The sequence below is a fragment of the Fischerella sp. JS2 genome (assembly GCF_032393985.1).
GTDB lineage: Bacteria > Cyanobacteriota > Cyanobacteriia > Cyanobacteriales > Nostocaceae > Fischerella.
Map to the genome: position 1 here is coordinate 5,746,551 of NZ_CP135918.1, position 22,257 is coordinate 5,768,807.

Here is a 22,257-nt window from a genome sequence, read left to right on the forward strand (position 1 = left end):
TAGTAATGTTAAGTAAAAGTTCAGCATATTCATTGGGTTGAATCTCATTACCTGCACAATCTTTTTCTTTAACTAGTGCTAAAGATTGCTGAATTTTGGGATTTTGCTTGACTCTTCAGTCAACAAGTACTAAATCCTTAACAATTTCTTCACTGGCTTTTCCCCAGTCTCCACCAACTTTACTTCTATCAAGCTCAATCCTTTTAACTTGTTGTTTACCACCTATTACTTGAGATAAATCAAACGAGATGACCCCAGCTGGCTCTACTCTCGTAGAGTCTTTTTTGTCAAAAATTCTCGCCCCAGCCGACAAGGTAATAATAGAATACTGAAAACTAGGCCCAACATAAAGAGAATTATTATCAGTTAATCCGATTCCGAATAAACCACCTGCTTTAGAACTACCTAAATCTATTAGATCTAGATTAACTCCAATAATTGGTTGCGCTACTTTATCGTTAATCAAGCCACCCGTAATAATGCTAGTATTATTAGTCCCTCCCAAAAAATTATTACTCACTACTTGACTTAAATCAGGACTTCCGAAAAAACTCAAAGCAGTATTTAATTGTGTAAAAGCTTTAGCATCTTCTAATTTTTTTAAATTCGCTTGCTGACCTTTTTCTATTTGTATTTCTATGGGAATGGGTGAAGCAACCAGCTTTCGATTACTTAATCCTACTGTTTCTTCCCCTTTCTTAAAACTAATAGCAACATTCAAATCAGCCGTTGTCTTTTCCGCTTTTGCAAAGGTGAGTTTAAATGGTTCTATAACAGCTTTGGCAACAAAACGATAAATATATATAGGTTGATTCTGGAGACGTGCAACAGCAAACCTATAAATTTTCATATCCCAAGTAATATTTTGATCGCTAATGCGAGGAAATTGTCCTTGGGGTGTTGCTCCACTCACATCAAAAGAATAAGAAATACCGTTACTCTTCAAGAAATTTGTAATTTGGACATTATCTCGCAGCAGACCAAAATACTCCGATGCTGTGACTGCTCCTTGTCTAACTAGCTGGACACCATCTCCATTTTCTTCTGGATTCCAATATTTTTGGAATGTTGTCTGAGAATTTGGATCAGAATTTAAAGTTTTTAGATCTGACACCATTAATGCTTCACGCAAACGTTGCTGACATTTTGCAGACAGATTCTCAACCCACTTATTTGATTTACCAAGATCCTCATTACGAATTGAACAGGTTACTGGTTCGTCTTTTTCATAGTATTCTCTTGCTGATTCCAGCAAAAATTCATCAGCAGGTAGTAAAAACCATTCCAATCCGATAGTAACTTGTTTACTATTTTGTAAATACTCAATTACGCCGTTCACAATTGACAGTCTGATAGCTCTTGGAAGTAAGTCTGGTTCAGGTTCAAGTCCTGGTTTTTGATTATTAGTTTGATTATTAGTTGGAGTTTGTAAATTTTGTTCTTGAGTTTGTTGATTAGTTTGAGTTTGTGAATTTTGTTCCTGTGCTTGTACAAATTGAGTTACTACAATGTTTAGGAACAAAGAGAGAATTACAAAAACAAAACGACGTAACATAAAAGCTCAACTCACACCTTTGATATTTTGGGACTTTAATTTTAAGTAGGGTGCGTTATGGCTTCAGCCTAACGCACCAGCAGATCACTCATATAACGTTTTGCTGCGTGGAAACTTAGATCAAAAGCTTATATTTTGAAATTTTTAAATCAGATGAGCAGGAAATACATAAGCAAGAGATGTTCCATCACCTTGATTTTGAGTAGCAATCACCATCCCAAGTGATTTATTACTACTACTAATAATTACTCGTGAACCGTGATGAGAAGGATATAAATTCTGGTCAAAGTTTACTTGAAAAACTTCAACACTAGAAGAAAAATCTATAAAAGCTTGTTTCTCTGGCTTGGCTGTTTTAACAGTTCCTTTAATCTGTGAATTATCAAATTCTAATATGACAGATTCGCCTACACGAACATTTGGCTGAGAATCTTTATCTTGTGTAACATCAGATATTTGATTGAGATCAACATCCTTATGAGGTTGAATATATACAACAGGTTTGCCATTAGAATTAATGAATGACCAGTCGAATTCACGAATAACACCGACATTCCCACCACCAGTAGTTAGAACGGGGACTTGATTGTTAGGAATTTGGAAAGTTCTAATAAATGTTTGTTGTACCTTCACAAGCTCAAGAGGAGCAATCAATAAATATTCTTGTCCCTGATTGCTTGTATGAAGTTTTTTACCATAAAGTTGACAATCTGGACTTTGATGAAAGCCTTGAAATTTATCACGATGAATCTGCATAAAAAAACTCATGGTAAATGATATATCTCTATGATTTAGAAATTATCCATTGACTCTAATGGGTGAAATTCTATCTCATAAATAAAGTCAAAGCTAAGTTATTACAACTTAGCTTCTCTTCTGTTTGTTTATTTGGGTTGCATAAAACCAGGTTATGCACTTTTGACGGAAATGTAAATTCTAAAAATTTTGCAGATAATCACTTAGTTACTGAGTTTTTACAGGTGTTTCATAACTTTATGAAATACCTGTAAAAATAGAGTTTAGTCATCACTAAAGCCATTTTTTCTGAGTAATTTTGCACTGATCTCGATCTAAAGAAAAAATTACAATATTGTTTTGACTACTTTGTGTTTGTATGATTAATTACTTTTACAAATCTTAATATGTAATTAAAAAACAGAATCAAGTGAACAAATTTGTAAAAATTTGTTAAGAATAGTGGCAGTACTATCAACAAAAGGAAGTAAATCTTATGGCGAACACGACAGAGACTCAACCACCCCATCAGGTAGTGATTATCGGCGGCGGTTTTGGCGGACTTTACGCCGCGAAATCACTGAATAATGCCAATATAAATATTACTCTCATCGATAGACGCAATTTTCACCTGTTTCAACCGCTTTTGTATCAGGTTGCGACAGGTGCGATATCACCTGCTGATATTTCCTCGCCTCTGCGTTCAGTACTAAGCAAGAGTAAAAATACCAAAGTGCTATTGGGAGAAGTGAGTGATATCGATCCCCAAGCACAAAAAGTTTTGATGGGTGATGAAGCCATACCTTACGATACATTAATTGTGGCTACAGGTGCGAAACATTCTTATTTTGGTAAGGATGAATGGGAATTATTTGCCCCTGGTTTAAAAACAGTAGAAGATGCAATAGAAATGCGTCATCGTATATTTATGGCATTTGAAGCTGCGGAAAAAGAAACCGATCCGCAACTACGCCGTGCTTGGTTAACATTTGTCATTGTTGGTGGCGGCCCTACAGGTGTGGAATTAGCAGGTGCGATCGCAGAATTAGCGTATCACACAATGAAAGAAGACTTCCGCAACATCGACACAACCGAAGCCCAAGTTATTTTACTTGAAGGTTTAGATCGGATATTGCCACCATTTGCCCCAGAATTATCAGCACAAGCAGAAACATCCCTTCAGAAATTGGGTGTAACAGTACAGACAAAAACATTAGTGACAAACATCGAAAATGATTTTGTCACCATTAAACAAGGTGAAGAAATATCGCAAATTGCTGCCAAAACAGTATTATGGGCAGCAGGTGTCAAAGCTTCACCACTAGGTCAAGTCATAGCGCAAAGAACAGGAATAGAATGCGATCGCGCCGGGCGAGTTATAGTTGAACCAGATTTGAGTATTAAAGGCTATGCGAATATTTTTGTCATTGGTGACTTAGCTCATTTTGCTCATCAAAACGGTAAACCCTTACCTGGCGTTGCACCCGTAGCAATGCAACAAGGAGAATACGTCGCTTCACTCATCAAACAAAAACTTCAAGGACAAACATCATTGCCACGATTTTATTATCTTGACAGAGGCAGCTTAGCAGTAATTGGGCAAAACTCAGCTGTTGTAGATTTAGGATTTATCAAATTTACAGGATTTGTAGCTTGGCTATTTTGGTTATTAGTTCATATTTACTTCTTAATTGAATTTGACAACAAACTAATAGTAATGATTCAGTGGGGTTGGAACTACTTCACTCGTAATCGTAGAGCAAGATTAATTACAGGAAAAGAACCTCTAGGTAATTACACATCAGAAAAAACAAGAGAGATGGTAAATGTGTAACAGTTAATGGTTAGTAGTTAGTAGTTAGTGGTTAGTGGAAAATAATCAAAAATTAACTCATTAACTACTAACCAATACCAACATAAAAACCCATCAATACCCACGAATAAACAATCCGTGTTCATCCGTGTGCATCTGTGTTCGATAACCTAAACCCAAAATTTGGCATATCCACAAACCAACACCAACACACAAACCCATCAACCCACCAATCACCCATCCGTGTTCATCCGTGTTCATCTGTGTTCGATAACCTAAACCCAAAATTTGCTACAATCCAACTTCCTCAAACTTGCCTGGAAACATTGATAATATTACCATCCGGCATAATAGTATCTTGTAAATAAGCATTACCAAAATTTACTTTGCGGGCATATTTAAAATTAGCTTCAGTCAGATTTGCATAATCAAAATGAGTATCCAGCAAATGAGCGCCACTTAAATTTGCTCGACTCAAATTAACATTATAAAAAACAGCTTCATGCAACTTTGCACCACTCAAATCAGCCCCAGTTAAATCAGCAGAATGAAGAGCAGCACACCACATATCCGTATAACTCAAATCAGCTTTTTGCAAGTTAGCATGTTCAAAATGAGCATATTCCAAATTCAAGCCACGTAAATTTGCACAACTCAGATTCAACTTAATACCTTCGGTATAACGAACTAATTTTTGCAAATTGGCATATCTAAAATCAGAACCACTTAAATTGATTTCAGTCAAATGTCTTAGTCTAAATTCAACAATTTCAACTCCGGTAAAATCTCTCTCTCCTGTATCATATCTTCTCAGCAATTGTTCAACATTCATTCTTCTCATGACTTTGACCCTGCATCCCTTTACACCATTCAATATACTGTGTATTTAGTTCGGAAAAATGCTATGTTGTACTAGAATTTTATGGGCTTTTCGCTTGTAAGAGGGTATAGAAAAATAGTACACAGATGAACACAGATGAACACAGATGACCACAGATGAATTATGGGTTTGCTTCCCGATCCCTGATCCCCGATCGCTATCTTCATAAGGTACAGTAAATCATGGAGACAAACATTGATAAAAGCTAATGCCTAGCGAACAAGTCCCCTTGCGTATCCGTACTTCTAGTCTTGCATCTATCGTTGGTGAAAATGCTTTCTATCCTTGGGAAAATTTAGCACCACCTCAACAACAATTTATATTGCAGGCGATCGCTTCTCCAACTCCTCCTAGTTGTATCGTCTATCCGGAGACTACCGAACAACTAGCACAGGTGATTAGGGAGGCCAACTCCAACAAATGGCGTGTTCTTACTTGTGGTAGCGGTAGCAAGCTTAGTTGGGGTGGGTTAGTTAAGGAGGTTGATGTTGTAGTTAGCACAGAACACCTCAACAAACTTATCGACCATGCTATTGGTGATTTAACGGTGACAGCAGCAGCAGGAATGAGGTTCTGTGATCTGCAAGCAATTTTAGCTAAAGCAAACCAATTTCTTGCCCTTGATCCCGTCACACCATCAGCGACTTTGGGTGGAATTGTTGCAACTGCTGATACGGGTTCCTTGAGACAGCGTTATGGGAGTGTGCGTGATCAATTACTAGGGATTACTTTTGTTCGTGCTGATGGTCAAGTCGCCAAAGCTGGGGGACGAGTCGTCAAAAATGTTGCTGGATACGACTTGATGAAGTTGTTTACAGGTTCCTACGGCACATTAAGCGTGATTAGTCAAGTTACGTTTCGTGTATACCCAATCCCGGAAATTTCTGCAACAGTGGTACTGACGGGTAAGGCGGAGGATGTGCGTCAAGCGACTGCGATTTTGCGTAATTCGGCGTTGACGCCTACTCAGGCTGATTTGATTTCAACGCAACTGGTGTCTGAGTTGGGTTTGGGGAAGGGGATAGGGTTGAGTGTGAGGTTCCAAAGTATTGCTGAGAGTGTGAAGGAACAGTCAAACCGATTGGTGGAAGTAGGGCAAAATTTGGGTTTACAACAGGCGATTTATGCAGGGGCTGATGAAGCTGATTTATGGGAAAGATTGCGAGAATCTATCCATTTTGCTGGCGGGGAGTCGACAATTATTTGCAAAATAGGAGTGTTACCTACTGCGGCGGTTGAAGTTTTAACACGATCGCAAAAGGGTTTGATTCACGTTGGTAGTGGTTTGGGGGTGTTGCGGTTTGAGAGTGAGAAGGGATTGGTAGAGATGCGATCGCTCTGTGAAAATCATAGAGGGTTTCTGACAATTTTGACTGCGCCAGTAGCGCTGAAGCAAAGGCTGGATGTGTGGGGTTACACTGGCAATGCTGGGGAGATAATGCGACGGATTAAGTTGCAGTTTGATGAGAAGGGTATTTTAAGTCCTGGTCGCTTTGTGGGTGGGATTTAACAGTTATCAGTTAACAGTTATCAGTTATCAGTTTGGAACTACCCCAATATAAGACTGTTTGCCTTATCGGGTATAAAGAGAGGGGAGAAGTATGCAGGTTTCGGAAGGTTTTGAGGGGAAGACGGCGAGTTTGAAGAATTTGCAGGGTTTTGATGAGAAGAATCCGCCTGATCCGAAGTTAATTGATTCTTGTGTGCATTGTGGGTTTTGTCTTTCGACTTGTCCGAGTTATCGGGTGATTGGTAAGGAGATGGATTCTCCGAGGGGACGCATCTATTTAATGGATGCGATTAATGAGGGTGAGATTGCTTTGAATACGGCGAGTGTTGAACATTTTGATTCTTGTTTGGGTTGTTTGGCGTGTGTGACAACTTGTCCTTCGGGGGTGCAGTATGACAAGTTGATTTCGGCGACTCGTCACCAGGTTGAGAGGAATTATTCGCGTAGTTTGGCGGATCGGTTGGTTAGGCAGTTAATATTTTCTTTGTTTCCTAATCCTGATATTTTACGGATTTTGTTAGTACCGTTGTTAGTTTATCAGAGGTTGGGTTTTTCTAAGTTTTTTCGGGCGACTGGGTTATTGAAGAATATATCACCTCGGCTGGCGGCAATGGAGTCGCTTTTACCGGAGGTGACGCTGAAGTCTTTTCAGGATAATTTACCAGATGTGATTCCGGCACGGGGTGAGAAGCGCTATCGAGTCGGGGTGATTTTGGGGTGTGTACAACGGTTATTTTTCTCGCCTGTGAATGAAGCAACGGTGCGGGTGTTGACAGCGAATGGTTGTGAGGTGGTAATTCCCAAGTCTCAAGGTTGTTGTGCGGCGCTTCCGGAACACCAAGGACAAACTGAACAAGCTAGGGCTTTGGCTAGGCAGATGATTGATAGTTTTGAAGGTAGCGCTGTAGATTATGTGATTATCAATGCTGCTGGTTGTGGTCATACTTTGAAAGAATATGGGCATATTTTGCAGGATGATCCAGAATATCGAGAGAAGGCGAAGCAGTTTGCAGCGAAGGTAAGGGATGCACAAGAGTTTTTAGCAACAGTTGGGTTGAGTGCAAAGTTGTCACCGTTAGCTAGTAAACCATTGAGTTTGGTTTATCAGGATGCCTGTCACTTGTTGCATGGACAAAAGATTAGTGTGCAACCACGTCAGTTATTGCAGCAAATTCCAGGGGTGAAGTTGAAAGAACCTGTGGATGCAGCGATATGTTGTGGTAGTGCGGGGGTTTACAATATGCTGCAACCGGAAGTGGCTGAAGAGTTGGGTAAGCAAAAAGTACGGAATTTGTTAAATACTGGTGCTGATTTGATTGCTTCACCAAATCCGGGTTGTAGTTTGCAGATTCAGAAACATTTGAAGTTGCAAGCAAAGGATGTTGCGATTATACATCCGATGGAGTTGTTAGATTATTCAATTCGGGGTGAAAAGTTAGAGGACATGTAGTGCGATCGCGCTATCAGTTTATATGGAAATGACGAACACCGATGCACACAGATGCACCAGATAGTTTATCGGTGTGTATCGATGTTCATTTGTGTTCAGATTATTATATGTTCATGCTGCTTAATTAATACCATTTCTCTAAATCCTGACTACAGCTTATTCTTCCCCTGCTCTTCTGCTGTCCATGTATAGCTTTGTTTTGGAGAATTAATATAACTAAGACTGCTATAGTATAAGAAATAATTTCTTGATTTGCTATAAATATAAGCTAATTAAATTAAAACGTTTTAATAAAAACTTAATAACATATGATAATGTTCTTCTAATAAGAACTGAATCTTCTTAACAGAGAAGCCAATGATAAGTCAAATCAAGAAGTTTTTTGCCTTTTCAAAGATACTAAAATAGTCAGTTATTAGCTTCTATGTCATTAAATTATAACATGAGTTTTGCCAAGCTGAATTTACAAAACTAGTGAGTTTTTTCACACTAATATATACCTATTGGAAAATTATTTCATTTCCAATAACAGTTTTGTTATCCAAGGTGCAAGCTGCGATCGCTAATTAATTAAATTAGCATCCCGAGGTCAAAAATTTCTAGAAAAAGCAGTAATTTCAATTTCTAATTCCGAATTCTTGAATTTCGGAATCTGCCAAAATAGCTTGACAAATCTATGAGGCAGTGATTGACTCTCTGTGCTTGAATCCACTGAATTATGATACGCATATTCACAACAACATTAGTCACTTTAGTGCTATTAGGTACTGACGTATCGCTTGCTTGGTCAAAAATAAAATCTAATGCAACCATTGCCCTCAATTCTGTCACTCACATAGATGAAAAGTTGTCTCAGGCTGTGGGACAAAATATCACCTGCGAAGGACAATTAAATATTGCAGATATTAGCTGGCAACAAGGACAACCCCTGATAAATTTTGAGAGTAAACCTCCAGGCAAAAAACACTTAAATAATGCACCAGCTACACGGGTAAGTAATAAAGATGGCAGTATTTCTTACATCTCAGGAGGAAAAACGACAACGACAGTAACATTTTTCTCTAATGGCAAATGTTCTCTACTTGTCAAAAGCACAAGTGGAAGCGTGACAGTGGAGGAAAAAGGACAGAAAGTCACCACTGGACAAAGTGATATTACCTGTGATGGACAGCGCCATACTGCATACATACAGTGGCAGAAAGGGCAGCCCTACATGACTTTTGAGAGTCGACCTCCAAGCACAGGAAACTTGCATAATTCCCCAGCTACGCGGGTAAGCAATATTGATGGTAGTGTCTCATATCAATCAAAGGGTGAAACTATAACTACTGTGAGATTTTTTTCTGATGGTAGATGCACTCTCAAGCTGGTGAATTCTCGTGGTAGTGGGATTCAAGAGACAGGACAAATTCTTGCCAAGACTCAGCCAAATCATTCTGAAGCAAACGAAGAAACCTTGCTAGCATTTCAAACCGATACTCAAACCGTCAGAGTCTTCCGTCGCAATGGACAACTATTGATGGATCTCTACAATAAACAGAACCCTAGTTTGAGTGTTTATAATATTCCCACACAGATGGCTCCCAAGAGAGGCGCTGGTGATAATTGGACAAGCTATCTAGGTAAAGGAAATTTCGATTATTACGCCCGATTTAATTCTAATGGTGCTACAGAAATCGAACTTCGCACTCAAGATACTGTAATGAAGCGAGAAGATGGATATAGTGCTACTGGTATTGCCTATAGTTCCACTCAATGATTAGCTATAATGGTTTAATTTGCTCTAAAAAATCAGAATCCAGATACTTTTTTTCAATCATCTCCACAGAATTATCACACCACTTGGCAACTACAGCAGTAGGAACACCCTTAGCGATTTGCTCAGATATAAAAGTATCACGGCAAGAGTAAGGAGTTGTTTTACGTCCTGCTATCGGATCGACAATTCTATCCCAAGCGCGACGAGAAAAATTTCTGTAATGAATTGACAGTGCTTCTGGAGAGAGAAAAACTAATGACTCTGGTTCAGGATTTTCAGGCTTAATTTCTAATAGTAATTGCTGTAGTCGTTGGTTACAGTTAAAAACTCGCTTTTTATTATCTCGCTGCGCGAGGAAGGCAGAGGGCACCAGGGCAGGAGGCATCTATGTTGAGTTGTCGGTTGAGAGCCCTATTGCCGTCCGAGCTTTTGGGTTTAAGATCCCCGCTAAAACGAAGTTTAGCGGATACGAATTGCTGGTGGGTATGAATCCCCAGGAACATCGCTCCTTGTGCCCTCTGCATCCTGCATAGCTGCCTTCTTCAATTTTAGAACCATTAACTCTCACTCTTTCACCATTTCCTACCTGAACTAATGCACTTTCAAAAGAAATCCTAGAACAATCTGATGTAATATGCTTCCATTGCAAACCAATTGCTTCTGATGGTCTGCATCCTGTTAAAAATAAAAACTCTATAAATGGTGCATAATGGCTATAGCCAATACCTTTTGCTGGTTTGTGATTTTTAAAAGCTTGAATAATCTTTTCTTTTTCTGCTTCGCTGAACGCATTCGGTTATGAATTCTCTTGCCATTTATGCTTGGGAAGTTCTTTATACATGCCTTCAAAAGGATTAAAAGCAACTAAACCATATTTCATACCCCATTTACAAGCAGCTGAAAGATACATCAATACATCTTTAGCTTGCGAATTGGTAGTTTGTTGTAACAGCGAAATACGAATTTTGATACTTTCGTCTAATGATTGATAAGGACAGCGTTTAATATGTTTTTCCAGGACAGATAGTTTATCTAAGCTTCTAGGTTTTAACGTTTGACGTTTGCAGTCAATATACCTATCCCACAATTGGGATATTGTCAGTACTGTGTATGGTTCCTCTGGTTTAACTATAGATGAATGTCTTTGAGGTTTGTATTTGGCCAGTATCTCATCAAAGCATCCAGTTCTAATATCTTGTTCTATCTCATGTGCTTTTTGTTCTGCAATCTGTCGATTTTCGGGAGTGTCAGCAAGCCCAAGTACTAAGTATTTCTGATTTCCTTCATAAAGTTGTCTAGGAAGTCCTAATCTTAATCTTCCCCGATTCACACTAATGGCTACAGAACCTTTCGGACATTTTTGTATTTTATTCGTGATATTTGGATACGAAAATAATGTATTCACCTAAATTGAATCCAAAATTGCCAGAGTAAGCATTATTTTTTAACACAATTTAGGGCTTATGCAGATACAAAAAAGTACCAAAAACCTTATTTCATAAGTAATGCAGGCACTCTAATTTTTTATTAATTTAAAAAGCCCGTGACGAGGATTGAACTCGTGACCTCACCCTTACCAAGGGTGTGCTCTACCACTGAGCTACACGGGCAAAATTTATGTAATTTAAAAACGTAAAACCAAATATTTAATTTTACACTTTTAATTTTTTTAAAGGTGGGCCGGGCTGGATTTGAACCAGCGTAGGCGCTAGCCAACGGATTTACAGTCCGTCTCCATTAACCACTCGGACACCGACCCGTGAGACCCACGATTAAAAATATTAGCACAAGCTTTTAGAATTTCCAAGCTTTTTTTCAAAAATAATTAATTTGGTCATTTGTCATTGGTCATTTGTCAAGAGAAAGATGGGGTGGGGAGTGTGTAGACGCGTAGCGGCTTAAGGTAAGGGTGGAGTATGAGGAGTATGAGGAGTGTGGGGAGTATTAAAACCACTAACCACTAATGTACAGACGCGATGTTCCTCGCGTCTGTACCCACTAACCACCCATTATTAACTCAGTAATTCACCAGTCTCTTGGAGTGCGTGTAAGCGATGGTAAATACCACCGTGACGCAGAAGTTCTTCATGATTACCTACTTCTATGATTTTGCCTTGATCTAAAACCACAATCTGATCTGCTTCTCGGACTGTACTCAGGCGGTGAGCAATCACAATTGTAGTACGAGTTCCTTGGAGCGATCGCATTGCCAATTGAATCGAACGTTCCGACTCATAATCTAAGCTAGAAGTCGCTTCGTCAAAAATCAGTACATCTGGTTCTACTAGTAACGCCCTGGCAATTCCCAGGCGCTGTCTTTGTCCACCAGATAACCTTACACCTCTTTCTCCTACCACAGTGTAATAACCTTGGGGCAGATGCTGGATGACTTCATCAAGTCTGGCGATTCTACAAGCTTCCTCGACTTGCTCAAGGGTGACATCTGGTCTACCATACTTGAGATTATCCAAGACAGTTCCGTTAAATACATCTACTTCTTGGTGAACTATTGCCAGTCTCCGGCGATAATTTCCCACATCCAGAGTGCGAATATTTTGACCATCAATCAGAATTTGACCTTCATTCGGTTCAAAATAGCGCAATAGTAATTTAACCAAAGTAGATTTACCCGAACCTGATCTGCCCACCAATGCTAATGTTTGATATGGTTCAATCAAGAGATTGATGTCCTGCAAAACAGGACGCTGAGGTTCGTAACCAAAACTAACGTGGGAAAACTCAACTTTTCCTGTAAATTGATAAGTAGAATCTGGTTGCCGTTTCTCCAAAAGACCAACCGCATCAACTCCTGATGGTTCTTGTAGAAACTCGTGAAACCGCACCATAGAACTGTAGCGACGGGCGAAAATCTCTGCCAATACGCTAATTGGTTCCAACTCTGCATAGGCCATGCTGGAAAGAGTTAGTGTCATGATAAAGTGACCAAGAGAAATTTTACCAGCTACAGTTTCTACTAGCGTCCAACCTAAGATTGTGAATACGCAAAACTGAATCACAGTTCTTTGCCAGGTATTCAGCTTCACGTAACCTTTGTGGATACGATAATCCACTACAGTTAGTTCACGTTCTAAACGGACTTTTTGTCGTTCTAGTTCTTTTGCTTCTGCCGCAAATGCTTTTACTGTTTTAATATTACTGATAATTTCAGAAGTTCGACTTTCTGTTCCCTCAGAGTATTTATCCAAGCGGTTATCATGCCAAACTAGGCGCTTTAACTTTCTCAAAGTAAAACCAAGAATAACCACAAAGGAAATTAAATACAAAATTGCTATTCGCCACTCCACAAACCAGATAAATACAAATATTCCCAACACCCGAAATAGCTTGGGAATCATCTGTCCAGCGATTTCGGGATAAGTCCAAGTGTGGTTGGCGACACCTCTAGCTACTCGTCCGGCAATGCGTCCGGGGTTATTTTCGTCATAAAATTCTAGGGGTAAGGTGAGAATCTTTTCAATTGCTTTTTGATGTTGATCTCGACGCGCTTTTAAGGCAATACCCCAATGAAACCAATTAGTTAACCAAGGTTGGATCGGCGCTCTCACCACGGTGACAAGAAAAATTAAACCCAGCAATACACCTAAAGATAGAAGTTGATTGACTGGGTAATTGATACTGTTTGCAACTGTGGCGATCGCTACTACCAGTGGCTGATCTAACGGTTGATGAGACAACACATTCAAAATCTGCCCGATCGCATACGGTACGACCAAATCGATAATTTCGTAAACACTGGTAGCTGCAATACTGAAAATACTCAGCCCCCAGTAAGGACGAAAGTAATTGAGAATATCTCTAAAGTTAGCCATGATGCACACTGTCCAAGAGCATGAGCCTTTAGCTCTGGAAGTTTTATACTACAAGCATATTACATTGTAGTCAAGAGGCAAATTGCTAAATTATCCTTTATGAGGAAATTAGAAAAGTCCTTTTCCTCTTCCCCTTTAACCCTTCCCCCATTTTTCAGTACTACTTATCTCCAGGCAGAAGCTAGTGCCTCAAAAAAGTTTTATCGTGTGGTAAAGCCTCATGAGGTTGGTAATGGAGACAAGTAAACAGAACGTGAGTTCGACGAACTAAAAAATGGCAGGAGGCAGGGCAGGCAAATCTTTTGGATAAATGTCAATCGACGGTTAATTGGGCAAATAGGTGTAAGCAGCCAAACCAGCCATCAGATTGACCAAAAAGTTAAACACACTGCGAGGTCGAGGGTGTTCAATTTGACACATATTTTTGAGATGGTCGTTAACAGACTCAATTACTGCGCGTTTGCGTAAAAGAATTTTCTCAATCATTTTTACCAAACGGTTTTTCATCTTCTTTCCCTAACCCGACACGGTTATAACGTCAAAAGCTTGGCTGAACAATTCAATGCTAAACTTGCCGAGATTCAGCAGATGTTTCGTGGCAGCTTGACCCACTACGCCCTCGTGAGTTGCAAGACCAAATGCTAGCAGCAGGACTACCGATTTGAAGTATCAGCACTAATTACTATCGGCTTTGTTGCAATTAATGTGAGCTAAAACTCTTGATTGCAAGCTGGTTGCAGATTAATTTGAGCATAGTTGCAGTTAATCTGAGCCGAACTGTATTCGACGTTGCATTTAATTTGAGCAGAAAATCGGCTTGTTTGTGAGCCGAAGTGATTATGTTTGCAAGCTACAACACATAGCTACCATTGATTTTATAGCTGCTAACTTCCGGTTGATAGTATTCTCGGCTAGCTTGCGTTCGTTCATCAGGTAAGATTTAAACTTGAGAACAACCGCGACTGCATGACGCTGTTCCAGGTGCAAAAACTCTAACACTAAATCTCTATTGAGTTGCTGTCCGGTTGAGTAGACAAAAAAATCTTTCAAATCTTTCTCGTAGGCACGGCGCGTTCCAGCGCTACGGGTATCTTTTAATAACTGGTCGATAACATCTGGATCTAATGAGAGTGTGGTGAAACTGTCCCCTATGGTTAGTTTGTAGGTTTGTTCTAAGAAAGAGGTACTAGTAGCCATAGGGACATTGCAATAGTAAATAGAGCGGAAAAAACAGCATTCTCACTCTATGTATACATCAGTATCTACTAATTTCTACATATTTTTTGCCTGGAATTAAGCTACCGATAACCATCGCGTCCTTACCATTTTGGTGCGCGACAACTATTTCTTGTCAATAACCCAGGGATAGATTCTCAATAATTAATTTCGACCCAGTGGCAATGGGGTAGCGTTTATAACTTCACATAGTATATACATAAGTGTAGAGATGACTCGAACTGAGCGCGAATCAATCAACTTCAAACTCCCCAAACCCTTAGCCGTAGCACTACGCAAAGCTGCCCGTGAACGTAAGATTATTCAAAGACTGCATCACATTTTAGGGGATGTACCAGGTACAGAAGTGAGTGTAGAAATTCGCCTGTATCAACTCTGACCTTTCACGGGATATGGAAAAGTCAATGGGAGTTGGGGAGTTATTGTCAAAAATTTGACACTTTAATAGGGCAATGCACAGAGATTCAATGATTTGAAAGTGTTAAGGCTGACGATCTATGTACGTGATCTAACGGTAAATGAACAGAGAGTTTCTAATAAAGAACACCATTATCTATGTTTCGGAGTTAGGGTGTTCTAGTTTTATTTATGAGAGGTAAGGATTCAAATTAGTGATATCAGTATTGCTATCAAATGTGTCTGTACTTGCTTAGGCACTTGCCAAGAAAAAATCCCAGCCTTGGCAGCAAGGCTGGGATTTTTTTTAAAGGCTCTCCCTTATATACCTGTCTAGACATAAAGAACCGAGAAAGTTTTACCTTTTACCAAAGATAATACAATAAACTGTTGTCAACATTTTTGAATCAATGCTAAAACATTCCCTATAGAGAGAATAGTTTTAAATAGTTTATTAATTTTATCAACATCTATGTCAAAAATAGTTTCCCAATTAACAAAGTGTCTATAGTTTATTCTTGGTTATTGTAATGTTTAAAACTTGGAGGTAATGCATATGTATATAGAAACTTTTATCCCTACTGAAGCTGCGGCATTTGTAGAATTACCAGCCAAGAAGATTTATAAAGAAGTATAATATAGAATTCTTCCTGAATATAATCCTCCCAGACTGAATTTTGCAGCATTGGTTTATTTACGTTTAATTAAAGAGATAAACTTTATTCCTGTTGATTATCGTTCGTTTCTTTATCAAAGCTTAGTTAAAGCTTTTGAGCAAAAATTACCAATAATTGAAATAGCAAAATTTGTCAAAATAGAAGTTGAGCCTATAGTCCAGGAGGTTTTAGAATTTATCAAACGTTTTCAAGCGTGGAAAGAAAATTTAGTTTCTGATCCGAACATAATGGGCGGAGAAACGGTGTTTCCTAATTCTCGGCTTACGGTTCGTCATATTGGTTCAATGCTTGATAGAGGAGAGTCCCTAGACATTATTCGTGAAGACTACCCTTATTTGACTGAAGAAGATATAAAATTTGCTCAAGTTTACGTAAAAGCTTACCCAAGTGTTGGACGACCTAAAAAGAATTAAATTCCGCGCTTGATGAGGATCTTTCACCAGCCTTGCACGTTACTTGTGTAACGAGCTTTTTATTGATGCAATTGCTGTTAGAGATCTTTCTTTACTTGGTGCAAAAGATTATCAAGTTTTAGAATATGCTTTTAATGAGGAGCGTATTCTTGTAACAGCAAATGTTCGGGATTTTGAAAAGTTTGATCGTGCTACAGAAATCTATGCTGGTATTGTATTCATTTGCCAGGGAGATTTATCTAGAAATGAGCAAATAACTATTGTCAAAGAAGCTGTAAATGCAATTTTTACTGAATTAGAAAATGGACGCGATATGTTAAACCGTGTCCTATATATAGAAGAAGATGGTACTAAAAGGTTTGAGAATTTGAGGTAAAACTAGCAAGAGTATTAGGCGAACAAGGTTTATTCGCCCATCAAACATCTAATATTAGGGGTAGTGTTACGGAAGCTGCGGCCAGGGGCAAACTAAACAGTTTAGTTTAGAAGCAGAGCATCAAAATAGTACATAAATATTACACAGGGAACTTTCCGATCACAGAGTCGTATTCTTTTTGGGCTTCTCCTATGGACAATCGTGAGTAAACTTCCAGTGATTGCCGGGACGAATGTCCAGAGTAAGGTTGAATCAGTGCATCATCAATTCCTTGCTTTTTTAGCCACGTTAGCAGGAAATGTCGCAGTCTATAAGGAGAGATGGCTCTGTTTAGTCCCGCAGCCGTTGCATACTTTTCTAACGGGACTTAGACAAAAATCAAGCCCAAACGTAACCCAAACTAGCTTTGTAAGCAGCAAACACGTCACGATTTAAGTTCAACCAATCAATAAATCGAAAAGACATGGCTGTTCTGAACGCTTCTAAAGCTACTCTTCGAGAAGCCGAAGAAGGCGCGTCTACAGTAAAAGTGTTTAAAGGTTTGTTAGCCCACCGTCGTCTTAATCCTCCAGTTAACTGATGCCAAAGAATAAAAGTATAGGCACAGAAAACCAAAATAAAATGGCGTAGCAAACTCCTTTTATCCCGAGCTTGATATTCTTTAAGCCCTAACCATCCTTTAGCTTCCCGGTAAAAAACTTCTACCCAATTCCTTTGAGAATATGTATCAACTATCCATTGTGGTGTGACAATTGATGCTGAAACATTGGTGATGAAATAGTCAATATCAGTGGCATCTGTGAAAGTCGCAGCGTTCATGACGATAGCAATATTTCACTTTCCACTTAGTCCTGTTATCTCTACTTCTTTAGTTGCCACCCATAATGTTTTGGGTTTATATAATTTGAGTTTAGTTTCTGTAAAAGCCTCTTGGGGCAGGCATTGTGCTAATTCATCTAGCCTAATTGCTTGTTGAATATTATCTTGCACATTGAGAATAACTTTGCGATTTTTAGCTAACCCTCCTAAATACTTTAGTTGGCGATTTTCTAATTTTAGTAACAAGGATGTGTTATTACCATATCCAGCATCTACAATGACTATGCCTGGTTGATAACCACGGCTTAAAGTCACATCTATTAATTTAATTGCTAATTCCGAGTCAAATCCACACTTACATATCGCGATTCTTGGTCTCGACCATTTAATATCTTTACTACATTGGGGACAATAATCAATTAATAAACAGTAATGTAATGGACAAGTTGTGATCAAAGATAAATCCCAAATTGACCGACAATAAAATGCAGAGCGCAAACAAATGGGACAAAGTTTCACCCTTCGTGTACTTATGGTTTGGATTGGAACTGACTCTCCCAATATCTTTACTGTATTCAGATTTATACTATGACTCTGTTTATTGGAAGTCCAAGCCATCGACCAAAGAATATCTGACTCTATTTCTGATAGCAGACTCAGTTTCTGTAAATCATCTTTGTGAGGATAAAATAAATTCGCATAAATTCCTCCAATGTTGAATACTCCAACGACACTCACTAACTCCGAACTCGTTGATTTGTGGCTACATGGCAAAAGTGCCAACACCGTTGACGGGTATCGTCGCTATACCGAGAGGTTTTTTCGCCACATTGGCAACAAAGCTTTAAGTGAATGCACCCTCATGGACATTCAAATGTGGTCAATTACCCTTGGGGGAAGTAATAACTCCAAGCGAGTAGCTGTGGGAGCCATCAAAAGCCTTTTCTCATTTGCCAATGAGTTAGGTGTCATCTCATTTTGGGAATACTAGTTAAGTCCCCAACAGCAAAAAATCGATTGGCAGAGCGAATTTTAACTGAATCGGAAGTACAGCTAGTAATTAATAACACCACTAACAAATGCGATCGCGCGATTATCCGTTTACTTTATTTTGCAGGGTTGCGGGTATCGGAATTGTGTGCCTTAAAGTGGCGTGACCTCAAGGCGCGTGGCGATGGCGGAAAAATCACAGTGTTTGGTAGGGGTGATAAAACTAGAACTGTGCTAGTGGGTGCGGGTATTTGGCGAGAGATTCAAGAGTTAAAAGGCAACTCACGTAAAGATGACCCGGTGTTTGTTTCGGGTAAAGGTGGGCATCTGTGCCGGAGTATGGTTTTTCATATAGTAAAAAATGCAGCCAAAAGGGCAGGGTTAGAAGGAAATGTTAGTCCCCATTGGCTGCGGCACTCTCATGCATCGCATAGTCTCGACCGGGGTACGCCGATACACCTATTACAGAAAACACTGGGTCATAGTTCGGTGGCGATTACTGAAATGTATCTCCACGCCCGACCAACTGATAGTAGCTCTTTGTATTTACCAGATGAGGATGAGTAATGGGGGTGCGATCGCCTCTGGGTTGATTCATGTACAACGGCAGCAAGGTGGAATGGCTGCGTTAAGGACTTCCAGAAATACCTCGAACCTCCTCCACTAATTTATATATCTCTTTCCCTGAAAAGTGCCTTTGATTACAACCATTCCACAAGGTATCAAATTGCTCTCGAAAATACTTATACCAGTGAGAATCTCGATTCGGTTGTAACTCAAAAGTAAGAGCGAATGAATCTGAATGATGTGGATACATTTCTACAATTATTCGTCCATATGGTTCATCAGGATCAATCACTACTATTCCGAATGCAGGTTTATATGGAAGTAATCCTAATTCGATTTGAACAGAAGAATTTGCTAATATCCCAACTCTTTCCAGTGTGGGACGTAATGAATCAATATAGAATTGACGACTACTAATTCCCTTGCTGCGAAGTACGGCTTGATCTGGTGCTGTGCTATTAGGATCCATAAGAATTATTCGTACCTTTGCACCAACCCTCAATCGCTCCTCTAAAATCGCTGAATAATCACGAAGGGTTCGACTTAGGACAGCACCTGCAAAGCCGATATATTTTGCTTGTGACAAATCAGGCTCGATTGAACGCGACTCTCCAGAAAAAATCATCTGCGCTTTGGGGCTTGATCAGCTTGGACGATAACTCTTCAAGACTTTCTCGTGTGCTCAGGCTGGTAGAAACAACTAAGGCTAAAACAGCTAATGTAATATTAGTCAAAATGTCGGGTGAAGCAAGATTAAATATATCTAAAGCAAAAATGATGAGAATAAAAACTAACGTGACGTAATATTCGAGGTTACGCCCCGAAGATATATCTCGAATAGCCTTTTTGATAAACTTGATCATTAACTTAATGCTCCATTCTCTAGAGAATGATTACGAGTAAGTAGTATAAGCCCATACAACAGACAGAGCGCACCAGTTTAATTGCGATCTCCCCACAAACAATAAAACTTTAACAGTAAGATGAAGTTTAACCGTCGGCTTTATCCTAAAAATTGGTCAGACCTTGCTCTAGCAGTTAAAAAAGAGGCTCTTTGGCACTGTCAAAAATGCGGGTTAAAGTGCATTGACCCTGGTGAAGATACTTCTAAACTGACGCGCTCCGAAAGAATGAAACGCACACTACAAACCCATCATTGGGACAGAAATCCATCTAATAATTGTGCGGAAAACCTGATTGCGCTTTGCAGTGCGTGTCACCTTTGTTACCATCAAGGCGGAAAGTCAAATGTTTTGCCAGGGCAGTTGTCTTTGTGGTAGGGGCTTCGATAAGGTGCGATCGCGTTAGGTAGTGGCTGCAAACAGGGGGGTTATATCGGTGTAAAGCCTGATAGAAGTCACGCTTCCTACTGAGTCGCGGTAGGAATAAGTGATTAAGTTTTTCTTAACCGTTCTTGCGTCTTTGTCAAGATTTTGAGATATTAAATTGAAAAAATTAATTCAGATAGAAAAATTATGGCAACCGAACAAGAACTTCAATCTCTTTTTGATACCTTAGATACCGATCAAGATGGTAAAGTCTCCATTAATGAGCTTTTTCTAAGCCCTGGCTTAAGTGCAATCATCTCAGCAGAAACCGGTATCAGTAGCCCCCAGGAATTGCTAGCTATGTATGGAGATAAAGACGGTAGTATCACCTTTGAAGAGTTAAAGAAAGTTGTTGAGAAAGCAGGGAATTTAAACTAACACTCAAAAAACAAGGGTATCCTACCCCCTATTACCCTTATTAGCCCTTCCAGGATACCTTGAGAGGGGTTTTGTTGTAGGAGAGCGATTTTTTGGGCGCTGGAGATGGCGTAATCGTGATAGGTACAATCGCACTTCCTGCGATCGCCTGAATCTCCTATTCCTGATAAGCAGTTATAATTAACGCTATTAACTTTTTTTGTCAAGTTTTATTGAATTTTTGTAACAATATTGTTATATTAATTTACATAAAGATACAAATAAAGGAAACGAGCTATGTATACAACAGTTAACGAAGACGGTGTTCTCAATAACTACGCAACTGAACCCAAGATGTACTATGCCCAGTACCCTGCAATTTGGGAACAACGCAAATACGTTATCCAAGCTGTTTTTGCATCTTTAATTGTCACTACTCTAGTTTTGGTTGCTTTTAGTGTTAGCTAAGATTTTTGGCGTTGCTGAATAAAGGTATGTTTTAGGCAGGTAAGGGAACAGAACGATATTTGAGGTAGTGCAATAACAATCGAACAGAGTATCTCAGCATTTCCTCGGTTTTGGAATAACATAAAGTTTTACGATGAAGACGAGCCAAATAATGTCTAAGCCTTGTGTTTTCATTTTCGACTCGTGTCATGTAGGTCTTACTCACAATTTGGTCACCATCAGGAACAAAACAAGGGTAAACAGGGTATCCATCTGTGACGTAAAAATAACTCTGCCAACACTGGACAATGTTCCATAACTGTTGGAAAGTAGTCGAACTACGATCACCTAAAACCCAAGCAAGAATACCTTGAGTAAAGTGATTTACCGCCGTCCACAACCAGATTTTATTTTTTTTGAACCAATAAATGTTTCTAATTCATCTAGTTCTCCCACCTGCGGAATTTCCTTTGAATTTGGTGTATCCGCCAATTGTGTACCCACTCGTTTAACCCAATGAATAATGGTAGTATGATGAACGTTTTTCACCCTTTCAATTCCACGAAATCCCATACCATTGACGTACATTTTTAGGCATTCTTGTTTGATTTCATCCGAGTAGCCCCTGGGTGGTTTATAGACATCAATGAATTGACGACCACAATCACAGCAAATGTGATTCTGTTTACCTCTTTTCTTTCCATTCTTACGGTTATGACAAGATCCACAGCGTGGACATTCCATGATTAATTGACCTCAATTCATACCGCTATTATGCAACGCCAGATTTTTTGTTTCTCGCTATATCTCTTATCGTCATTTGTACTTCCTCTTTGCCTCGGTACTTAACACCGGGTTTTTTTGTTTGGGTGCGATCGCACGAGATTCTGTTTGGCACACTTCACCAAAGGGCGATCGCCTGGTTGTCATGCTCATCCCCCAAAACTGCACAGTAGACAAATACATACTACATATGTAATATTAGTATTCATTACAAATACTACAAGCCTTCAATGATACGCAGATTCTCCTCAACCATTAGTAGCGCGATGCATTGCCGACCCAGCCAGGGTTTAGGCAGAGTCATTGCGCTGTTTGCGTTTGAGGGAAGAACATATC

22 protein-coding genes, 2 tRNA genes and 3 pseudogenes are annotated in these 22,257 nt (G+C 39.3%); 11 read left to right on the forward strand and 16 right to left on the reverse strand.

Annotation, left to right across the window (positions count from 1 at the left end; all coding sequences use genetic code 11):
* Nucleotides 1-115: 115 nt before the first annotated feature.
* Nucleotides 116-1,555, reverse strand: coding sequence for a hypothetical protein (locus RS893_RS24460; protein ID WP_315788269.1), 1,440 nt, complete (start codon nt 1,553-1,555; stop codon nt 116-118).
* Between the two features lie 144 nt (nt 1,556-1,699).
* Nucleotides 1,700-2,311, reverse strand: a complete 612-nt coding sequence (locus tag RS893_RS24465; protein ID WP_315788270.1) for a hypothetical protein — start codon at nt 2,309-2,311, stop codon at nt 1,700-1,702.
* Between the two features lie 475 nt (nt 2,312-2,786).
* Between RS893_RS24465 and RS893_RS24470 the strand changes: the two genes are divergently transcribed.
* A complete protein-coding gene (locus RS893_RS24470; RefSeq protein WP_315788271.1) occupies nt 2,787-4,124 on the forward strand; it encodes an NAD(P)/FAD-dependent oxidoreductase in 1,338 nt (445 codons plus the stop codon).
* 93 nt (nt 4,125-4,217) lie between these two features.
* Here the strand turns inward: RS893_RS24470 and RS893_RS24475 are convergent, their stop codons facing one another.
* The gene (locus RS893_RS24475) at nt 4,218-4,364 is read right to left on the reverse strand and encodes a hypothetical protein (protein WP_315788272.1); all 147 of its coding nucleotides are present in this window, start codon (nt 4,362-4,364) and stop codon (nt 4,218-4,220) included.
* 46 nt (nt 4,365-4,410) lie between these two features.
* Nucleotides 4,411-4,935, reverse strand: a complete 525-nt coding sequence (locus RS893_RS24480) for a pentapeptide repeat-containing protein (protein WP_315788273.1) — start codon at nt 4,933-4,935, stop codon at nt 4,411-4,413.
* Between the two features lie 256 nt (nt 4,936-5,191).
* On the opposite strand from RS893_RS24480, the gene RS893_RS24485 reads away from it, so the two are divergent.
* The 3 genes from RS893_RS24485 (at nt 5,192) to RS893_RS24495 (ending at nt 9,702) form a co-directional block, all read left to right on the forward strand.
* Entirely contained in the window at nt 5,192-6,493 is a 1,302-nt protein-coding gene (locus RS893_RS24485; protein WP_315788274.1) for an FAD-binding oxidoreductase, read from the forward strand.
* Nucleotides 6,494-6,584: 91 nt separating this feature from the next.
* Nucleotides 6,585-7,943: a (Fe-S)-binding protein gene (locus RS893_RS24490; RefSeq protein WP_315788275.1), complete on the forward strand. Its 1,359-nt coding sequence runs from the start codon at nt 6,585-6,587 to the stop codon at nt 7,941-7,943.
* Between the two features lie 718 nt (nt 7,944-8,661).
* Nucleotides 8,662-9,702 carry a hypothetical protein gene (locus RS893_RS24495; RefSeq protein WP_315788276.1) on the forward strand — a complete coding sequence of 347 codons (1,041 nt, stop codon included), beginning with the start codon at nt 8,662-8,664 and terminating at the stop codon, nt 9,700-9,702.
* Between the two features lie 4 nt (nt 9,703-9,706).
* Here the strand turns inward: RS893_RS24495 and RS893_RS24500 are convergent, their stop codons facing one another.
* The 7 genes and pseudogenes from RS893_RS24500 to RS893_RS24530 form a co-directional block, all read right to left on the reverse strand.
* Nucleotides 9,707-10,087: a hypothetical protein gene (locus RS893_RS24500; protein ID WP_315788277.1), complete on the reverse strand. Its 381-nt coding sequence runs from the start codon at nt 10,085-10,087 to the stop codon at nt 9,707-9,709.
* Between the two features lie 411 nt (nt 10,088-10,498).
* Nucleotides 10,499-11,107, reverse strand: coding sequence for an Arm DNA-binding domain-containing protein (locus tag RS893_RS24505; RefSeq protein WP_315788278.1), 609 nt, complete (start codon nt 11,105-11,107; stop codon nt 10,499-10,501).
* A gap of 133 nt (nt 11,108-11,240) precedes the next feature.
* Nucleotides 11,241-11,312 (reverse strand) — tRNA-Thr (locus RS893_RS24510).
* 66 nt (nt 11,313-11,378) lie between these two features.
* A tRNA-Tyr gene (locus tag RS893_RS24515) sits at nt 11,379-11,461 on the reverse strand.
* A gap of 253 nt (nt 11,462-11,714) precedes the next feature.
* A complete protein-coding gene (locus RS893_RS24520) occupies nt 11,715-13,532 on the reverse strand; it encodes an ABC transporter ATP-binding protein (RefSeq protein ID WP_315788279.1) in 1,818 nt (605 codons plus the stop codon).
* Nucleotides 13,533-13,856: 324 nt separating this feature from the next.
* Nucleotides 13,857-14,039, reverse strand: a pseudogene (locus tag RS893_RS24525) (transposase); the annotation flags it as partial.
* A 330-nt stretch (nt 14,040-14,369) separates the two neighbouring features.
* The gene (locus tag RS893_RS24530; RefSeq protein WP_315788280.1) at nt 14,370-14,729 is read right to left on the reverse strand and encodes a site-specific integrase; all 360 of its coding nucleotides are present in this window, start codon (nt 14,727-14,729) and stop codon (nt 14,370-14,372) included.
* Between the two features lie 250 nt (nt 14,730-14,979).
* Here RS893_RS24530 and RS893_RS24535 point away from each other — a divergent pair, with 250 nt between their 5' ends.
* From RS893_RS24535 to RS893_RS24545, 3 genes are all read left to right on the forward strand, one after another.
* The gene (locus RS893_RS24535) at nt 14,980-15,147 is read left to right on the forward strand and encodes a hypothetical protein (RefSeq protein WP_315788281.1); all 168 of its coding nucleotides are present in this window, start codon (nt 14,980-14,982) and stop codon (nt 15,145-15,147) included.
* A 702-nt stretch (nt 15,148-15,849) separates the two neighbouring features.
* Nucleotides 15,850-16,254, forward strand: a complete 405-nt coding sequence (locus tag RS893_RS24540; RefSeq protein ID WP_315788282.1) for a DUF433 domain-containing protein — start codon at nt 15,850-15,852, stop codon at nt 16,252-16,254.
* Between the two features lie 43 nt (nt 16,255-16,297).
* Entirely contained in the window at nt 16,298-16,630 is a 333-nt protein-coding gene (locus RS893_RS24545) for a DUF5615 family PIN-like protein (protein ID WP_315788283.1), read from the forward strand.
* Between the two features lie 139 nt (nt 16,631-16,769).
* Here RS893_RS24545 and RS893_RS24550 read toward each other — a convergent pair whose 3' ends face one another.
* From RS893_RS24550 to RS893_RS30390, 3 genes and pseudogenes are all read right to left on the reverse strand, one after another.
* Complete coding sequence (locus RS893_RS24550) at nt 16,770-16,952, reverse strand: tyrosine-type recombinase/integrase (RefSeq protein ID WP_315792089.1); 183 nt, start codon at nt 16,950-16,952, stop codon at nt 16,770-16,772.
* Nucleotides 16,953-17,008: 56 nt separating this feature from the next.
* A pseudogene (locus RS893_RS24555) lies at nt 17,009-17,788 on the reverse strand (transposase); the annotation flags it as partial.
* A 93-nt stretch (nt 17,789-17,881) separates the two neighbouring features.
* Nucleotides 17,882-18,235, reverse strand: a pseudogene (locus RS893_RS30390) (TniQ family protein); the annotation flags it as partial.
* Here RS893_RS30390 and RS893_RS24560 point away from each other — a divergent pair.
* Entirely contained in the window at nt 18,162-18,440 is a 279-nt protein-coding gene (locus RS893_RS24560; protein ID WP_315788284.1) for a hypothetical protein, read from the forward strand. The pseudogene RS893_RS30390 and the gene RS893_RS24560 overlap by 74 nt on opposite strands.
* A 26-nt stretch (nt 18,441-18,466) precedes the next feature.
* Complete coding sequence (locus tag RS893_RS24565) at nt 18,467-19,006, forward strand: tyrosine-type recombinase/integrase (RefSeq protein ID WP_315788285.1); 540 nt, start codon at nt 18,467-18,469, stop codon at nt 19,004-19,006.
* 61 nt (nt 19,007-19,067) lie between these two features.
* On the opposite strand, the gene RS893_RS24570 is transcribed toward RS893_RS24565, so the two are convergent.
* A complete protein-coding gene (locus RS893_RS24570; protein WP_315788286.1) occupies nt 19,068-19,631 on the reverse strand; it encodes a hypothetical protein in 564 nt (187 codons plus the stop codon).
* An 850-nt stretch (nt 19,632-20,481) separates the two neighbouring features.
* On the opposite strand from RS893_RS24570, the gene RS893_RS24575 reads away from it, so the two are divergent.
* Nucleotides 20,482-20,712 (forward strand): EF-hand domain-containing protein, encoded by a 231-nt coding sequence (locus RS893_RS24575; RefSeq protein ID WP_315788287.1) that lies wholly within the window; start codon nt 20,482-20,484, stop codon nt 20,710-20,712.
* Nucleotides 20,713-20,988: 276 nt separating this feature from the next.
* Nucleotides 20,989-21,159, forward strand: coding sequence for a photosystem II assembly protein Psb34 (gene psb34 / locus RS893_RS24580; RefSeq protein WP_315788288.1), 171 nt, complete (start codon nt 20,989-20,991; stop codon nt 21,157-21,159).
* A gap of 31 nt (nt 21,160-21,190) precedes the next feature.
* Here psb34 and RS893_RS24585 read toward each other — a convergent pair.
* Nucleotides 21,191-21,882, reverse strand: a protein-coding gene (locus RS893_RS24585; RefSeq protein WP_315784082.1) for an IS1 family transposase whose coding sequence is annotated in 2 segments (ribosomal slippage) — nt 21,191-21,558 and nt 21,558-21,882 — 693 coding nt in all. Because the reading frame shifts where the segments join, the coding sequence is not laid out codon by codon here.
* Nucleotides 21,883-22,257: the final 375 nt, after the last annotated feature.

Bases quoted from the DNA above. Each gene is read 5' to 3' on its own strand.
- RS893_RS24460 (WP_315788269.1), bottom strand. From the start codon at position 1,555: ATGTTACGTCGTTTTGTTTTTGTAATTCTCTCTTTGTTCCTAAACATT.
- RS893_RS24465 (WP_315788270.1), bottom strand. From the start codon at position 2,311: ATGCAGATTCATCGTGATAAATTTCAAGGCTTTCATCAAAGTCCAGAT.
- RS893_RS24470 (WP_315788271.1), top strand. From the start codon at position 2,787: ATGGCGAACACGACAGAGACTCAACCACCCCATCAGGTAGTGATTATC.
- RS893_RS24475 (WP_315788272.1), bottom strand. From the start codon at position 4,364: ATGAACACGGATGAACACGGATGGGTGATTGGTGGGTTGATGGGTTTG.
- RS893_RS24480 (WP_315788273.1), bottom strand. From the start codon at position 4,935: ATGAATGTTGAACAATTGCTGAGAAGATATGATACAGGAGAGAGAGAT.
- RS893_RS24485 (WP_315788274.1), top strand. From the start codon at position 5,192: ATGCCTAGCGAACAAGTCCCCTTGCGTATCCGTACTTCTAGTCTTGCA.
- RS893_RS24490 (WP_315788275.1), top strand. From the start codon at position 6,585: ATGCAGGTTTCGGAAGGTTTTGAGGGGAAGACGGCGAGTTTGAAGAAT.
- RS893_RS24495 (WP_315788276.1), top strand. From the start codon at position 8,662: ATGATACGCATATTCACAACAACATTAGTCACTTTAGTGCTATTAGGT.
- RS893_RS24500 (WP_315788277.1), bottom strand. From the start codon at position 10,087: ATGCCTCCTGCCCTGGTGCCCTCTGCCTTCCTCGCGCAGCGAGATAAT.
- RS893_RS24520 (WP_315788279.1), bottom strand. From the start codon at position 13,532: ATGGCTAACTTTAGAGATATTCTCAATTACTTTCGTCCTTACTGGGGG.
- RS893_RS24530 (WP_315788280.1), bottom strand. From the start codon at position 14,729: ATGGCTACTAGTACCTCTTTCTTAGAACAAACCTACAAACTAACCATA.
- RS893_RS24535 (WP_315788281.1), top strand. From the start codon at position 14,980: ATGACTCGAACTGAGCGCGAATCAATCAACTTCAAACTCCCCAAACCC.
- RS893_RS24560 (WP_315788284.1), top strand. From the start codon at position 18,162: ATGTTGAATACTCCAACGACACTCACTAACTCCGAACTCGTTGATTTG.
- RS893_RS24570 (WP_315788286.1), bottom strand. From the start codon at position 19,631: ATGATTTTTTCTGGAGAGTCGCGTTCAATCGAGCCTGATTTGTCACAA.
- RS893_RS24575 (WP_315788287.1), top strand. From the start codon at position 20,482: ATGGCAACCGAACAAGAACTTCAATCTCTTTTTGATACCTTAGATACC.
- psb34 (WP_315788288.1), top strand. From the start codon at position 20,989: ATGTATACAACAGTTAACGAAGACGGTGTTCTCAATAACTACGCAACT.